This window comes from Bacillus sp. FSL K6-1284, from assembly GCF_038002625.1.
GTDB lineage: Bacteria > Bacillota > Bacilli > Bacillales > Bacillaceae > Bacillus > Bacillus paralicheniformis.
This window is the reverse complement of record NZ_JBBOCW010000001.1, coordinates 528416-543465: the sequence shown is the minus strand read 5'-3', so window position 1 is coordinate 543465 and position 15050 is coordinate 528416. Positions and strand designations below refer to the sequence as shown.

Here is a 15050-nt window from a genome sequence, read left to right as displayed (position 1 = left end):
TGAAAATGTCGTGTAGATTCGCGACTTTTCCACTGACAAGTTCGCTAGTTTTGTGATATTTGGTCACATTAAAACAACCTGCCGTTTCCGGCAGGCTGTTTGATGATTATTGATCAAGCTTCAGCTTCTTCAGCTGTTCGGCGAGCGCGTTGTTGATTGGCTCATCTTTGTTTTGCTTTTTCATGTAGGAGTGTACATCGCGTTTTGATGCTTTTGAATTTTTGTCTTTTGCCCTGCGCTTTTCGAAAACGGAGAGTTTTTCTCTGTGGCCGCAGACGCAGGCGAATGTCTGGCCTTCTCCGTGTCCTCGCAGTTCCATGCGCTTATGGCAGTTCGGGCAGCGGGCGTTCGTCTGTTTGGCGACTGTTTTGCGGTGGCCGCACTCCCTGTCCTGGCAGACGAGCATTGTGCCGCGTTTGCCGTTTACTTTCAGCATCAGTTTTCCGCAGTCAGGGCAATGGGTCCCTGTGATATTGTCATGCTTAAACGTTTGATTGCTGCTTTTGATTTCTCTGATCGTCTGCTTTGCGTACTCCTTCATTTCTTTGATAAAGGCGGAGGATTTCAGTTTTCCTTTCGCAATGCCTGACAGCTTCTGCTCCCATTCAGCGGTGAGGGCAGGAGATTTTAAATCTGACGGAACAAGCTCAAGGAGCTGTTTTCCTTTTGAGGTGATATAGATATCTTTTCCTTTTTTCTCGATCAGGAATGTGTTGAACAGCTTTTCGATAATGTCGGCGCGTGTTGCCACCGTCCCGAGTCCGCCCGTCTCTCCGAGAGTTTTCACAAGGTTTTTTTCTTCTCCCTGCATAAATGCGGCCGGATTTTCCATCGCAGACAGTAATGTTCCTTCATTAAACCGCGCCGGCGGTTTTGTTTCACCCTTCGTCTCTGTCAAAGACCGGACGGACAGCGTGTCGCCTTTTGCGAGTTTAGGAAGGGTTTGATCCTTTTCTTCCTCGTCATCATCTTCGTCTGCGAAATCGTACACCGCTTTCCAGCCTTGCGACTGAACGGTTTTCCCTTTTGCCGTAAAGGTTTCTCCACCGATTTCGGCGAACACTTTAGTTTCTTCATATTCAAACGGCGGCATTAAAACGGCGAGAAAGCGCTTCGCGATCAAATCGTAAAGCTTTCTTTCCTTTTCGCTTAACGCACCGAGCGCAAGCGGCTCTTCCGTCGGAATAATCGCGTGGTGATCGGATACTTTCGCATCGTTAACAAAGCTTTTATTGGCTTTAACGCCATGCTTTAAGATCCGGGTCACATGCTGAGCATAAGGCCTCACCTGCATGCCTTCCAAACGGTCTTTCAGGGTAGGGACGATGTCATTAGAAAGAAATCTTGAGTCCGTCCGCGGATAGGTGACGAGCTTATGCTGCTCATAGAGCTTCTGCAAAACGGACAGCGTTTCTTTTGCGGAAAATCCGTAGCGTTTATGGGCATCCCTCTGCAGCTCGGTCAGATCATAAAGTCCGGGGGCAAAGCTTTTTTTCGCCGTTTTTTTCAAGTCGACGATAGCGGCCGGTTTGCCTTGCAGCGCTCCTGCAAGCTGTGACGTCACAGACGCGTTGAAAGTGCGGGTCTGCTTCGTTTTCTTGTCCTGCCACGTCAGCGTCATACCGTCAACCGCTGCACGCAAGCCGAAATAAGGGACGGGTTTAAAGTTCTTGATATCTTCCTCTCTTTTCGCGATCATCGCCAATGTCGGCGTCTGTACGCGTCCGCAGGAAAGCTGGGCGTTGAATTTCGTTGTCAGCGCCCTCGTCGCGTTGATGCCGACGATCCAATCGGCTTCAGCTCGAGCCACGGCTGAATGGTAAAGGTTTTCAAAGTCTTTGCCGTTCTTTAAGTTTTTAAATCCGTCTTTAATCGCTTTGTCTGTGACCGATGAAATCCACAGGCGCTTCAATGGCTTCGTAATCTTTGCTTTTTCGATGATCCAGCGGGCGACAAGCTCGCCTTCCCGGCCGGCATCGGTTGCTATGACGATGTCTTTGACGTCTTTTCTGATCAGCTGCGATTTAACCGCCTGAAACTGCTTTCCGGTCTTTTTAATGACGACGAGCTTTAAAGGCTCGGGGATGATTGGCAGATCTTCAAGCCGCCAAGACTGGAATTCCTTTCCGTATCCTTCAGGGTCCGCCAATGTGACCAGATGGCCGAGCGCCCATGTCACGATATAGCGGTCGCCTTCAAGATATCCGTTTCCTTTTTTATGACACTTCAGCACGCGGGCCAAGTCACGGCCGACTGAAGGTTTTTCTGCTAAAACGACTGTTTTAGACAAGTCCATCACATCACTTTCTTGTTCATGCATCCTTTTATTATAACAGATGATACAGATGCAGCTCTAATGTTCATGATTCCTTTATTTCAATTTCAGAAAAAATGACGTGTGTCACGGTTTGGGCATATGGTGTTGTTTCATTGATAAATGCTTCGATCTGCGTCAGGCTCTCTGCATTGATTTTCAGCATATAGCAGGCGGCTCCCGCGATCCGGTAGCAGAATTCAATATTCGGGAGGCGTTCGATATACGCTTTAAACCTTTCGTATTCCCCGTTTTTCACCGTTGCTTCAATGATGCAGGATACGGGAAGGCCGACCTTTTGGTAATCGATGTCAAGCGTATATTTTTTAATGACGCCGAACGATTCGAGCCGCCTGACCCTTTCGGTCACAGACGGCGCGGAAAGGCTGATCTTCCTGCCCAGCTCCCGCATCGATAAACGGCTGTCTTTCTTTAATTCGGCTATGATTTTAAAATCGAGGTCATCAATTTTCATATGTAACTTTATTCCCTTCATTCTATTTCATCATTTTAATATTATCATGAAAATTCTTTCGTTCGAAATTCATTTTTCACTTCTGCTTATATATGATTATGAAGAGGTGATCATCATATGACAAGAATCAATTTTTCAGACAGAGGAGAGACGCCGTTTCAGCGGCTGCTCGGACACTCCGAAAGCCTGATGTCAAACTGGACGGCTTTAGCTGAGGAGCTGTCAGGAGACGGCTTTTTATCAAAGGAACTAAAGGAGCAGGTGCGCCGCGTGCTGGCTCAGGGAAACGGATGCGAATATTGCAAGGCAAAGGGGAAACCCGAGATCCCGAATCAGCAGAAAACGAGCTTTGCAATGGGGTTTGCAGAGGTCTTTTTGGCGCAGAGGGAGCGCGTGTCAGACAGGCAGTTTGATGTTTTAAAAGAAGTGTTTTCAGAAGAAGAAATAACGGAATTGACCGCATTTATTTGTTTTACGACTGCTCAGCAATATTTCGGCGCTTTAATGAAGCTTCCGGCAGACGCATAAATCCAACGGAGAAAAAACCTGTCATATTTGTCCCCTTTTGGTTTATAGTATAAAGGTAGACTATCACTCCACAGGAGGTATACTATGCTGCAAACGCCGATTGGCCGCCTTCGGTTGATGGGTTTTATTGAAGGCATTTCGCTTTTAATCCTGCTGTTTATCGCCATGCCGCTTAAATATTGGGCGGATTATCCGATGGCCGTTACGATTGTCGGATCGCTTCACGGCGGATTGTTTATTTTGTATTTGTTTGTTCTGTTGTATGCGACTTTTGTGCTGAGGTGGTCTGTGAAATGGCCGGCTGCCGGTCTTGTGGCCGCATTTGTTCCGTTCGGCAATTTCCTTTATGACCGGGGACTAAAAAAATATGATCAGTAAAAACCGCCGGGAAACCCGGCGGTTTTTTTGATCACTCATTTAAAAAGCGTTTCAGCTCTTCCTTGTTTTGTTCAAGGTCTAAATCGAGGACCGCCCCGTATGTTGGATCGTCTTTGTTCGTGAATGATCCGTCAACCGGGAGCCTGAAGCTTTTGGTTTCTTTTACGCTTCCGAGCAAAAAGTCTTTGCCGAGGGAGAAGATGACGCCGTTCGGAATGTTTGTTTCAATATACGGATCGACGAGCCCCCACAGCTTCGGAAGCTGGGCGATATTTCCGATGCTCATCGCTTCTTTTTGAAGCTCTGAAAAGATTTCCTGCTGTCTTCTGACCCGTCCAAAATCGCTTTCTCTGTCATGCCTGAACCGGACATAGCCCAGCAGCCTATCACCGTGAAGAATTTGTTTTCCCGGCTGCAGTGTCATGCCGATTCCGTACGACATTTTTTTCGGAACGTCGACTTCGATGCCGTCAGGCGCCACCGCATCAACGATTTTGGCAAAACCTTTAAAATCGATGATGGCATAATAGTTAATGTCCAAATCAAAGGATTCTTTTAATGTTTTTCTGACGAGTTCCGGGCCTCCGTATGCATAAGCCGCATTGACTTTTTGCTTGTCATATCCCGGTATGTCGACATAGCTGTCCCTCATAATCGAAATCAATTTAGGCTGTTTCTGCTTTTTATTATAATGGATCACCATCATCGAGTCAGACCTTGAATGGTCTTCCCCTCTTGAATCGATCCCTAGAACGAGGATGTTCACTTCATCAAGATCAGAGCCTTCCCCGTTAAATTCAAACTGACCGTCTTCTTTAAAATCCCCGTCAGATTCGGATAAGCCTTTTTTGTATTCAAAGTAGGTATAACCCGCTGCTGCTATGATAACCAGCAACATTAAGGTAAACAGGCGCTTTATGATTTTTCGCCTTTTTCTTTTCGGTTTTCTTACTCTTACTCTAACCCTCTCCACTTTTATCACCGCCACACATAAGACTATCACAGGATCAAACAGCGGGCAATTAATAAAAGAAAGATCAAGCCGTCTAATCGTGTCGAAAAAGATAATCTTTTGTTTTCATTTGTTTCATTTTGAAAGAAAAATGATCGAATTTTGATCTTTTCGTCAAAAATTGACTACATCCACTTCGTCATCCATGCGATATAGTAAGAAGCCGGGATAAACAGAACTTGGGCAAAAATCGTCCCGGCCACCCTCGATGTTGCCATCGTGATCGAAGCCCATTTCAAATAGGTGTAGCTCCGCCTCCCTTTTGCTACGTCATCTGCAAGTACAGAAACCTTCGGATCGACAAACAGCGCCAGCAGCATCGTCGCCACCCCGTTGACAAGGCCGGAAGCCATCACCGCGGTCGTATGCCTTTCGGGCACGAGGACGCCCGCATAAAGAGCGGCAAGAACGCCGATTGTATAAATCGCCGTGATGGCCATGTTCAAGACAAACAGCCGCTTCGGTATGTAGCGGAACCGAAAGTCTTTCATATATTCCAGACTCGGTCTTCTCGCATAATGCTTGGCATGCTTGAAGATATTTTTTGAGAACGCCTTGCGAAACACTTGCAAAACGGAGCCGTTTTCCCCTGCCAAATGAACAATCGCTCTCGAAAATACGGCGACAAACGTCGGCAGAAGCAGCATTCCGAAAATTGTGCCAACGGTTGAACCAAAGATTAAAAACCGAAATTGGCTGCCGACGAGGGAAAGTGCGTCCGCACCCGCAACATCGACAAGCTTCCCCGTCACAGGCTGCTGAACCATATTTGACATTCTTGAGACGATGACCATCACATTAAATAATGACAGCGCCGATGCGATAAATCCGACTCTCGCGCCTGACAGACGAGCGGCGTATGCGAGCGTTTCGATGGAATGGATCAGCAACAGAAAACAAAAAATCAATAGTACCTTAGATGTTAAAAAGTCCATTTCTCTTCCTCCAGTCTATAGGTAAGACTGTTTTCAAAACGCAAACGTTTCGGCAAATCAAAAACCGCCCCGGCAAAAGCCGAAGCGGTCTCAATTATCATATTTATTCGAGCAAATAATTTATCCGCTGCCAAAGGCGGTCATTTGAATTTCGTAAAAGATCAGCATCTATCGTTCCGAGTTGAAAGTAAACACCATGGAATTTCTGATACAAGACAACGAAAGCCCTACCTCTCATTCGTCCTTGCGGCTCCGAAGCCGCGCCAGTGTGAATTGTGAAACAAAAAGTCTTTTTTCCCTCTATCCTGTTAGGGGCGGGTCAGAGGAAGAAATCAGTATCTTCTAAGAAAGAAAAAAGAAGTCTACTTTCCATTTATTTGCTCTTTTGCGTGTTCCTGTTTTTTATTATACTACAGTTCGTCCTTGATGACAAACTGTTAAGCACAGCGCGCTACAGATCAAGCGTGACCGGGGTGCTTTCACCTTCATTCATCAGTCTGATTTCCGAAGGCTCAATCTCAAGCACGGTCAAGTTCGGATCGTCTTTTCCGTCAAACCAGCGCTCAAGCTTTTCATCCCAGATTTTGTCCTTTAAATCTTTTGAATGGTTGAGCTTTGCCGTACCTGTGATTTCAAGGTATGCATCGCCTAATCCTTCGCCGTTATAACCCAACAGCACGTGGACGTTCGGATTGTTATCAATTTCTTCTGCCTTGTGCGTCTCATCGCTTGTCGGTGTATAAAGCGTCAGCCCGTCGTGGAAAAAGGTCATGTAGCGGGAATGAGGCTTGCCGCTTTCGACCGTTGCAAGCGAACCAATTTTATGATGATCGAGAATGTCGAGCACTTTGTTCTTCAATTGCTGCTGATCCATTTTAAGTTCCCTCCTTTGTATCGTCTCCACTGTTACTTTTCCACAATGTCTTGTATATTAAACAATTGAACGGAGGTTTTTGACGTGAATATTTTCATATCGTTTGATGCTGAGGCTGATATGGGCTACATTGCTTTGACGGAAAACCGTGCCGGGTCTGCCGCAGCAACCGATGATATCGGCAATACGGCTTTGGCTGCAGACTTTGACCGCCATCAGCGGATGATCGGTGTCGAATTTCCGGGGAAGGCGGCTCCGGAAATAGCGCGGCTTGGAACGCTGACCGGCAGAAAACACAAACTTGAACCGGCTTTCCTAAACGGCGCCCGCGTTCATCGGTTTCGACCGACGTCACAGGAAGCGGTCAAAACACTTTGTGTGAACGGTGTTCAATTTTATTTTGCCGATCATGACAGACAACGCTTCATCGGCTTTGATGTGCTTGATCGGACGGAAAAAAGCGAATGAGATTGGCTCCCATTCGCTAAATTCTCGGGTCTGTGAACACATCGTGATCATCGGTGCTTGTTGAAGAAAACTCCGTAACCACAGCACCTTCACTCCCCGCTTTGAACCAATGTTTCGTATCCGGCGGAATCGTGTACTGTTCGCCGGGTGTGAGCTGAATTTCGTGCCAAACGGTGAAATGCTCGATATCTTCGTGCGGCGGCAGAACGGCCGGGACTTCCGTTTTTTCTCCTTCTACATACAAATACACTTTTCCGTATCTGCACCTGAATGTCTCTTCTTTCCCTTCCTGCCCGTCTACGGGAGGATGCCGGTGTTCGGGGCATGTTTGTTCAGGGAATAATACAAGCTCTTTGGCACAGTAGCGGTCTGTGTTGACATAGACGAACAGCTGAAGTCCCAGCTTATTTAGCTTATTTAAACCGTAGTCCATGATTTGGATGTTTTCTTTATCATCGTCGCTCAGCGCGATGCCCGCTTTTTCGTAGTATTCGATTACGTCTTCCTTTGTCACCTTCACACGAGCTTCCCCCTTTTATGTCGTGATAAAGTCTCCGCCGTTGACGTGGAGGGTCTGCCCTGTCATATACGAAGAATCGTCAGATGCTAAAAGCACATAGCAGCCCACATGATCCACCGGCTGACCTGGACGGCCCATCGGTGTATTTGTACCGAACTTCGCCACTTCCTCACCTGAAAATGTGGACGGGATCAGCGGCGTCCAAATCGGTCCCGGTGCAACGGCATTGACACGGATGCCGTCTTTGACGAGCGCCTGTGACATCGACCGTGTAAATGCATTGATCGCACCTTTTGTTGCCGTGTAGTCAATCAGCTGCGGATTGCCCCGGTAAGGGTTGATCGATGTTGTATTGATGATCGCGCTGCCCGGCTCCAAATAATCGATCGCTTTTTTTGTAAAGTAGAAATAAGAGAAGAAATTTGTTTTAAATGTTTTCTCAAGCTGTTCACTGGAAATCTCTTTAATGCTGTCTTTTGGATGCTGTTCGGCCGCATTATTGACAAGAATATCAAGACGGCCCAGCTCCTTTACAGTCTGTTCAACCGCGTCATTGCAAAATGCTTCGTCTCTGACGTCTCCGGGAAGCAGCATGCATTTGACGCCTTCTTTTTCAACCCGCGCTTTCGTCTCCTGAGCGTCCTCATGTTCATTTAAGTAGACGATCGAGATGTCCGCGCCTTCTTTAGCATAGGCAACGGCAACTGCCCTGCCGATTCCGCTGTCGCCCCCTGTAATCAGTGCGACCTTTCCTTTCAATTTATCCGTCCCTTTGTAATTTTCATCTTCATAGATCGGACGCGGGTTCATGACGCTTTCGATGCCGGGCTGACGGTCTTGCGTCTGTGCCGGCTGTCCGTTTGTCTGCTGATTGCGCAAATCCATTTGTGATTCCTCCCTTTAGCTGATATTACTAGACTTTTAACCGGAGAAATTTTTGTTTAAACATGACCGTGTGCGCGAAAAATGAAGAAAGCCCCGGGTGACCGGGGCTTTTACCACTCTTTATCCTGTATAAACCGGTGAAACAACACGTTCAGCCTTCCGTACAGCTGCTCGCGGTCTCCGGTCTGGTACGCTTTTATACTTTCGTCACTTTCAATCATCGAAGAGCTGATCAAGCTCAAAATCTCGGAACCTTCCGGAGACAGATCGACCGGCGCCAGCATGATAAGCATCCGCGTCATCTTCATGACGCTTCCGTCCATCCCTTTGATCTCGAACGGTTTGGACAGATCATAAGCTTTAAAGAGGGGAATCGCGGCCGCTTCGCTTTTTAAATGGAACAGTGCGAAGGTGGTTCCGGGAATGCCGAGGCCCCCCTGTGCTTCTCTTGTCATCAGCCCGCCGGCCATCTGCCCTGCATCCGTAACCAGACCTTGATCTTCAAGGGTGCTGCAAAGGCGTTTGACCGTATGTTCCAGGCTTGATTCAGCTTCCAGCGTTTCAACTGTAAAATGGCTCAGTAAATGTTGAATGCCGGCTGCGTAATGGCCGATTTTCCGCGCAATCTGAAGCATATCAGGAAACGGCTCCGGTTTTTTGGGAGCCATCCGCTTTTTCCGAAGGATGAGCGGGATTTTCCGGGTGAGCTGGTGTTTGATCTGTTTCACATCTTCTGTGTCAAGGAGCGGACTGACGGTGACGCAGTCAATGTTTTCATATGGGATCGGCACGGTTGAAACGATGATGTCATAGGCACCGGTATTTTTCGATTTCAGCTCCATCAGCGAGGATATCTCAAAGGAAGCGATTTCAGGAAGCTCTTTTTTCAGCCGCGAGGCCAGCATCTTTGATGAACCGATTCCGCTCGAACAAATCACGAGCGCGCTGATGTCTACTTTTTGTTTGCTCATCTCAAGCGCCGATCCAAAGTGAAGGACGATAAAAGCAATTTCTTCATCTGGAAACCGGATTTCCGGAAAAAATGTTTCGACGCCTTCCTCTATGGCCATATATAAGAGAAAATAATCTTTTTTGACCTGTTCTGTTAACGGATTATGCACCGACATCTTTTCTTTGATCCGGATGATCGCCGGTTCAAGGTGGGCGATTAATCCTTCATAAAGCGAATGGTTGCCTGTTAAATTCGTGCCCGTTTTTTGCGAGATGAAATCGATCAGCTTTTTCGTCCTGAGGGCGGTATCCAGCTCGATATCTTCCGCTCTGTAGTCGATTTTGAAGCTTTTGTTGGCACTTCTTAAATGCATCGTTATATAACCCGCCTCAGCTTCGGGGATCTTCACGTGAAACGCATTTTCAAGCTCCTTTGCAAGCGCAAGCGCCAGTTCAAACTCTTTCGTACGCTTCAGGTCCGTCAATTCTTCTTCATTCATATTAATCATTTCACCGAGCTGTATCCGCTCGATCGCAAACGTCAAGTGGACGACGAGAGCGATGTATGCACTGTCGGAAAGGGAAAGCCCATACTTTTCTTTCATCTGAAACAGCACTTTTTCCGCTTTCAGCAATTTCCCCCTGCTGACGACACCGAATATTTTCTCCGGCGCTTCGTTCTTGCCTTTAATATTCATTTCGATTGTTTCCAGAAACTGCTGAACATCGAGCTTGTCGGCCATCAAGTTTCCGACGATTTTTCGCTTGGCATCCTCCGGCCCCCTCAGCTCTATGCCGTAGCCTCTTTTTCTGATCAGCGACAGGCCGAACGGAGCGATCCACTTCTCCAGCTCGTCAAGATCGTTGCTGATCGTTGCCGTCGTCACCTGCAAGTCATTGGCGATTGTATAAAGCTTGATCGGTTCTCCCGCTTCAAGCATCGCGCATAAAATCAAAAGCTTTCGTTCATCGGCACTGTATTCGACATGGCTGTCCCGGGACAGATCTTCAAGAAGCCGCTGTTTGTCTCTGTAGACACCGACCAGTTTCAAGCCTTTTCCCGGCTGCTTATCAAGTTGAAGACTGTACTTGTCCAGAACGGATTTAACCGCTTTGAGCTCGCGGTGGACCGTTCTTGTGCTGACTTCAATATAGTCGGCAATTTCATTGACTTTGACATAGCGGTTTTGATGCAAAAGGTATTTCATCAATTTTTGTTCCCTTGCTGTCATATACATAAAACGCCGCCTCCGGTGTTGTCGTTTTTGCGGGAGTGAAAGGGGGTCCGGCGGTTGAAACGGTATCCCTATCATAAAACGCTGTTAAGAAATCTTCAATTCGAACTAATTAATTTTTTATTAAAATCTTCAAGAAGTGAAGAAACATCAGCCCACAGCTGATGTTTCCAGGTTAGGTTGCATCTGCGCCGCCCTGTTCATACATTCTGTTTCGGCAGCCCCCGCCCGGCTGCCGAACTTTTCCCGATTCTATCTGAAACTATGCTTTCAAATGGCTGATCACCAGTTTGAATAAAGAATGATCCTCTTTTAGTCCGCATACATCTCGAAGCACGCCTTCATAGCCTTTTTCAGTGATCATGCTTTGAAGCTCAACGGCTTCCGGATCATCGGCACAATCAAACTGCAGCGCCAAGGCAATACCTTCTGCAAGGCGGACAGGTTCAAAGCCGAGGTCGCAAAGCTTTCTGGCCGGGCCGACAAGACGGTCATCCCTGCCAAGCTTGCGAAGCGGCGACCTGGCCACACGGGTGACATCGTCTGATAGGCATTCATTTTCAAAGCGCCCGATAATTTTTGTCATATATGCCCGGTGCTCTTCCTGTGTAAAATCGTAAGTTTGAACAAGGTACCGGCCTGTTTCTTCAAGCGCGCCTGCTACCGTTTGACGGACCTCCGGGTGGTGAATGGCGGCTTTTATCGTCTTCAAACCTTTCTTATAGCCGGCATACGCCGCCATGGCATGTCCGGTATTGACCGTAAACAGCTTTCTTTCGATGAATGGCGCGAGATCCGGTACATATGTCACACCTTCAATATCCGGCACTTTTCCCGCGAATTCCGTTTGATCGACGGCCCATTCGAAAAAAGGCTCCACCGTTACTTTCAACAGATCATCATGATGCTGGATCGGCACAATTCTGTCGACTGCCGAGTTCGGAAAACCGACCGAATCGCTGATTGCGGCGCGCTCTGTTTCAGTTAAGCGGGCAAAAATCTCCTCGCGAAGATGAGCGCTGCCTCCGATCATATTCTCGCAAGCTATGATGTTTAAAGGCTGTGTATTTAGTTTTATCCGGCGCTTCAAACCTTCTGCAATCGGCTCTGCGATCAGCTTAAGAACCGCAGGGCCCACCGCAGTGGTGACAAGGTCGGCTTTCGCTATGAAATCATACAATTCGTCAAGCTGAGTCGCACTGTTGATCGCCCGAACCGGGCCAATCGTTTCCTGCTTCCTTCCGGCATCGGCCAATTCGACGATATAGCGGCCCTTGTCGTTCAGTTCCTTGATCACGGCATCGTTTACATCGGCGAACACGACATCATACCCCGATTTGCAGAGCAAGGCTCCGATAAATCCCCGGCCGATGTTCCCCGCACCGAAATGCAGTGCAATCATATTTGGTCACCTTCTTCAAAAACCGCCATTAACTCGTCTTCATTTTTCGCATTGATGATCCGTTCGACGTTGTCCGCTTCTGAGCAGACGATCGCAATCTTTGACAAAATGTCCAAATGCTCATCATTTTTCCCGGCAATGCCAAAGATCACTTTAGCGATATTGCCATCGCCGTATTCGACACCTTCCGGAAGCTGGATCACGGATATTCCGGAGTGAAGAACATCCCGCTTGCTGTCTTCCGTACCATGCGGAATAGCGATTGCGTTCCCCATGTAAGTGGAAGTGAGGCCTTCCCTCTCCAACATTTTCTCGATATAATCCGCGGTCACATAGCCGGCGTCAACCAGCGCCTTTCCGGCCAGCCTGATCGCTTCTTCCTGCGTTGCGGCAGATTGATTGAGATGAATGTTTTCTTTTGCAAGTACTGGTTTCATTGGGAAATCACTCTCTTTCATACATGTTGTGTGAGCCTGATTGACAGGCTCACGGATTCTCAAACTTTACTTTTTAAGCTGATTGATCAGTTCATCGTATTTTGGACTGTTAAGGAAATTTTCCACTGATATGTGTCTAGCGTTTGGAAGCTTCGCTTTTGCGCGTTCCGTTAAGTCTTTATGCGTAATGACGATGTCGGCATCTCCAGGCAGATTATTGATCGATGTATTGGATACGTCGATATCGAGTTCTGCTTTTTTGACTTTGTTTTTCAAAATCGATGCCCCCATCGCACTGGAGCCCATTCCGGCATCACACGCGAAAATGATCTTGCCGACATTTTCATAAGTTGCCTCTGATTCTTCCGCTTCATCAGCCGAAGTCAATGCAGAAACGGCTTGGCTCTTCTTACCTTTCATTTGCTGCATTTTTTCCGCTGCGGCTGTTAAATCTTCTTCGCCGGCTTTAGACGTTTTCAAAATCAAAGAAGCTACAATGAATGAAACGGCTGCCGCGACGAGAACACCAAGGATCACACCGATGTGGTTGCCTTTCGGCGTCATCGCCAGCACCGCAATAATGCTTCCCGGTGAAGGAACAGCCGCCAGCCCCGCATTAAAGATGGAGAATGTCAGCACACCGCTCGCTCCGCCCGCTATTGCAGCCAGGATTAACAGCGGTTTCATCAGAATGTAAGGGAAATAAATTTCGTGAATCCCGCCAAGGAAGTGAATCACTGCAGCGCCCGGGGCGGTCTGCTTTGATGTGCCTTTTCCAAAAATCATGTAAGCTAAAAGAATCCCGAGACCCGGACCTGGGTTCGCCTCCAAAAGGAATAAAATCGATTTTCCTGTCTGGGCGGCCTGTTCAATACCAATCGGGCTCAAAATACCGTGGTTAATCGCATTGTTAAGGAAAAGAACTTTCGCAGGCTCTACAAAAATACTTGCCAATGGAAGCAGATTCGCATTGACGATCACTTCCACGCCGGCCGCCAATGTTTTGTTCAAGCCGAGCACCACCGGACCGATCGCAAGAAAGCCGAGCACTGCCAAAATGAAACCGAGAATTCCGGCTGTAAAGTTGTTGATCAGCATTTCAAATCCGGAACGGACCTTATCTTTGAAAAGCCTGTCCGTCAATTTCATCAGGAAGCCGCCCAGCGGCCCCATGATCATCGCGCCGAGGAACATCGGAATGTCCGCACCGACAATAACACCCATCGCTGCAGTCGCACCGACGACGCCTCCGCGGTGGTCGTACACCATCTTACCGCCCGTGTATCCGATCAAGAGCGGCAGCAGAAATTTGATCATCGGATCAACCAATGAAGCAAGCGCCTCATTCGGCATCCATCCCGTCGGAATAAACAGGGCGGTAATGATCCCCCATGCGATAAATGCACCGATATTCGGCATGATCATTCCGCTCAAATAGCTTCCGAAACGTTGAATCTTTACTTTGAAATCTGGATTTTGTCTTTCTTCCATTTCATAACCCTCCTTTGTTGTCCTTTAAAGCCTGTGATAAAAAAATGATGTCGAATAATGTCGGCTCCTTGTCTTTATATTAAAACGCTTACAGATGACTGCTCAATTGAAAGAAAACGGCACTTTGGCAGGAGCCGTGTGACAAAATTTAATAGTTTCATTTTTTAGTCTGGTTTCGGCTGCCGCGGCCGACTCGAGGAAAATAAAGGCGCGCTGAAGAATTGCATAAAAAAAGACCATTCTTGATTGGAATGGTCTTTCCAGATTGTTGACAAAATCCTAAAACGGTTTTCAGTTTTAGGATTTTGTCACCCTTTCAGCGTGATTGAAAACCCTTGCAGTCTAGGAAGGCCGAGCATCGGAGCGCAGCGAATGTTGGAATTCGTGAGCACCGACGCGCAGGCCTGACAACGAATGCGAGGGTTTGTCGACACGCTGAAAAGACCATTCCTGATGGAATGGTCTTTCTTCATCATATTCAGCTTTTCAGCGGCCCGTAGCCCGCCGCTCGCAAATTTTCCGCCATCGCTTCATACCCTCTGCTGTTTGGATGTACGCGGTCAATTGACAAATATTCTTGTTCGTGTCCTTTAAAGACAGCATAAGTATCGATCACCTTGATTTGCGGAGCGGACTCGAGCTGTTTTAAATGCCTGTTAAAGCCGGAAATCCATTTGTCCGCTAATTCGATCGACGGAAAAGGGTTGTATAAATTGAGAAGACGGACGAGGTAACGCGTATCTTTGTCTCCCTTTATGTCTCCGATTTTCTCAAGCATGCCTGAGTAGTTTTTCTGACAGTGTGAGGAAGCTTCCAAAAAGACGTGTTCATCCTTTTCTTTTTCATATATCTCCAGCGATTGCAGAAGGTCATTGCCGCAGCCCGTTATCGTGATGACGTCCGCTTTTTTGACCTGTTCCATGATGAACGGCTCGTTCAGCATCGCCAGAATGTCCGACGTTTCAAGACCCGATTTCGCAAATACAAGCAAAGAAACGCATTCGTTCAAATCTTCTTCCATTTTCCTTTTATAGCGCTGGACAAACCCCGGCTCAAACAAACCTGCACCGACCCCGACGGTTAGAGAATCGCCGAGAGCCGTATATTGAAGCGTCATATCCTTTCCCCCTCCGGTATGCCGTTTT

Annotated in this window: 15 protein-coding genes; 3 read left to right on the top strand and 12 right to left on the bottom strand. The window is 47.5% G+C overall.

The genetic code is table 11. From position 1 onward, the window contains the following. Positions 1-106: 106 nt before the first annotated feature. On the bottom strand, positions 107-2290 hold the full coding sequence (locus tag MHB72_RS02675) for a DNA topoisomerase III (protein WP_216921992.1): 2184 nt from the start codon (positions 2288-2290) through the stop codon (positions 107-109). Between the two features lie 70 nt (positions 2291-2360). Beyond that, a complete protein-coding gene (locus MHB72_RS02670) occupies positions 2361-2789 on the bottom strand; it encodes an Lrp/AsnC family transcriptional regulator (protein ID WP_095292541.1) in 429 nt (142 codons plus the stop codon). Positions 2790-2906: 117 nt separating this feature from the next. Between MHB72_RS02670 and MHB72_RS02665 the strand changes: the two genes are divergently transcribed. Together MHB72_RS02665 and MHB72_RS02660 are read left to right on the top strand one after the other, a co-directional pair. Next, positions 2907-3317: a carboxymuconolactone decarboxylase family protein gene (locus MHB72_RS02665; RefSeq protein WP_020450223.1), complete on the top strand. Its 411-nt coding sequence runs from the start codon at positions 2907-2909 to the stop codon at positions 3315-3317. Positions 3318-3401: 84 nt separating this feature from the next. After that, positions 3402-3695: a DUF3817 domain-containing protein gene (locus tag MHB72_RS02660; RefSeq protein ID WP_031305229.1), complete on the top strand. Its 294-nt coding sequence runs from the start codon at positions 3402-3404 to the stop codon at positions 3693-3695. Positions 3696-3726: 31 nt separating this feature from the next. On the opposite strand, the gene MHB72_RS02655 is transcribed toward MHB72_RS02660, so the two are convergent. The 3 genes from MHB72_RS02655 to MHB72_RS02645 form a co-directional block, all read right to left on the bottom strand. Continuing rightward, complete coding sequence (locus tag MHB72_RS02655; protein ID WP_023857897.1) at positions 3727-4668, bottom strand: LCP family protein; 942 nt, start codon at positions 4666-4668, stop codon at positions 3727-3729. Positions 4669-4832: 164 nt separating this feature from the next. After that, the gene (locus tag MHB72_RS02650; RefSeq protein WP_026580574.1) at positions 4833-5642 is read right to left on the bottom strand and encodes a lipid II flippase Amj family protein; all 810 of its coding nucleotides are present in this window, start codon (positions 5640-5642) and stop codon (positions 4833-4835) included. A 451-nt stretch (positions 5643-6093) separates the two neighbouring features. Further along, entirely contained in the window at positions 6094-6516 is a 423-nt protein-coding gene (locus MHB72_RS02645; RefSeq protein ID WP_023857899.1) for a pyridoxamine 5'-phosphate oxidase family protein, read from the bottom strand. An 84-nt stretch (positions 6517-6600) separates the two neighbouring features. Here MHB72_RS02645 and MHB72_RS02640 point away from each other — a divergent pair, with 84 nt between their 5' ends. Next, the gene (locus tag MHB72_RS02640; protein WP_026580573.1) at positions 6601-6984 is read left to right on the top strand and encodes a DUF2283 domain-containing protein; all 384 of its coding nucleotides are present in this window, start codon (positions 6601-6603) and stop codon (positions 6982-6984) included. 16 nt (positions 6985-7000) lie between these two features. On the opposite strand, the gene MHB72_RS02635 is transcribed toward MHB72_RS02640, so the two are convergent. The 7 genes from MHB72_RS02635 to MHB72_RS02605 form a co-directional block, all read right to left on the bottom strand. Beyond that, complete coding sequence (locus MHB72_RS02635) at positions 7001-7504, bottom strand: D-lyxose/D-mannose family sugar isomerase (protein WP_020450216.1); 504 nt, start codon at positions 7502-7504, stop codon at positions 7001-7003. Positions 7505-7519: 15 nt separating this feature from the next. After that, positions 7520-8389 carry an SDR family oxidoreductase gene (locus MHB72_RS02630; protein WP_023857901.1) on the bottom strand — a complete coding sequence of 290 codons (870 nt, stop codon included), beginning with the start codon at positions 8387-8389 and terminating at the stop codon, positions 7520-7522. Between the two features lie 110 nt (positions 8390-8499). After that, the gene (locus MHB72_RS02625) at positions 8500-10578 is read right to left on the bottom strand and encodes a BglG family transcription antiterminator (protein ID WP_025810095.1); all 2079 of its coding nucleotides are present in this window, start codon (positions 10576-10578) and stop codon (positions 8500-8502) included. 259 nt (positions 10579-10837) lie between these two features. Beyond that, positions 10838-11977: a mannitol-1-phosphate 5-dehydrogenase gene (locus MHB72_RS02620; RefSeq protein WP_216921848.1), complete on the bottom strand. Its 1140-nt coding sequence runs from the start codon at positions 11975-11977 to the stop codon at positions 10838-10840. Beyond that, complete coding sequence (locus MHB72_RS02615; protein ID WP_023857905.1) at positions 11974-12414, bottom strand: PTS sugar transporter subunit IIA; 441 nt, start codon at positions 12412-12414, stop codon at positions 11974-11976. Before MHB72_RS02615 ends, MHB72_RS02620 begins: the two co-directional genes overlap by 4 nt. A gap of 66 nt (positions 12415-12480) precedes the next feature. Then, positions 12481-13905: a PTS mannitol transporter subunit IICB gene (locus tag MHB72_RS02610; protein ID WP_145930079.1), complete on the bottom strand. Its 1425-nt coding sequence runs from the start codon at positions 13903-13905 to the stop codon at positions 12481-12483. 478 nt (positions 13906-14383) lie between these two features. Beyond that, positions 14384-15022 carry a GDSL-type esterase/lipase family protein gene (locus MHB72_RS02605; protein WP_020450209.1) on the bottom strand — a complete coding sequence of 213 codons (639 nt, stop codon included), beginning with the start codon at positions 15020-15022 and terminating at the stop codon, positions 14384-14386. Positions 15023-15050 lie beyond the last annotated feature (28 nt).

What these genes read in the sequence shown, in the direction of transcription:
- MHB72_RS02670 (WP_095292541.1), bottom strand. Translation starts at nt 2,789, where the DNA reads ATGAAAATTGATGACCTCGATTTTAAAATCATAGCCGAATTAAAGAAA.
- MHB72_RS02665 (WP_020450223.1), top strand. Translation starts at nt 2,907, where the DNA reads ATGACAAGAATCAATTTTTCAGACAGAGGAGAGACGCCGTTTCAGCGG.
- MHB72_RS02660 (WP_031305229.1), top strand. Translation starts at nt 3,402, where the DNA reads ATGCTGCAAACGCCGATTGGCCGCCTTCGGTTGATGGGTTTTATTGAA.
- MHB72_RS02650 (WP_026580574.1), bottom strand. Translation starts at nt 5,642, where the DNA reads ATGGACTTTTTAACATCTAAGGTACTATTGATTTTTTGTTTTCTGTTG.
- MHB72_RS02645 (WP_023857899.1), bottom strand. Translation starts at nt 6,516, where the DNA reads ATGGATCAGCAGCAATTGAAGAACAAAGTGCTCGACATTCTCGATCAT.
- MHB72_RS02630 (WP_023857901.1), bottom strand. Translation starts at nt 8,389, where the DNA reads ATGGATTTGCGCAATCAGCAGACAAACGGACAGCCGGCACAGACGCAA.
- MHB72_RS02625 (WP_025810095.1), bottom strand. Translation starts at nt 10,578, where the DNA reads ATGTATATGACAGCAAGGGAACAAAAATTGATGAAATACCTTTTGCAT.
- MHB72_RS02620 (WP_216921848.1), bottom strand. Translation starts at nt 11,977, where the DNA reads ATGATTGCACTGCATTTCGGTGCGGGGAACATCGGCCGGGGATTTATC.
- MHB72_RS02615 (WP_023857905.1), bottom strand. Translation starts at nt 12,414, where the DNA reads ATGAAACCAGTACTTGCAAAAGAAAACATTCATCTCAATCAATCTGCC.
- MHB72_RS02610 (WP_145930079.1), bottom strand. Translation starts at nt 13,905, where the DNA reads ATGGAAGAAAGACAAAATCCAGATTTCAAAGTAAAGATTCAACGTTTC.
- MHB72_RS02605 (WP_020450209.1), bottom strand. Translation starts at nt 15,022, where the DNA reads ATGACGCTTCAATATACGGCTCTCGGCGATTCTCTAACCGTCGGGGTC.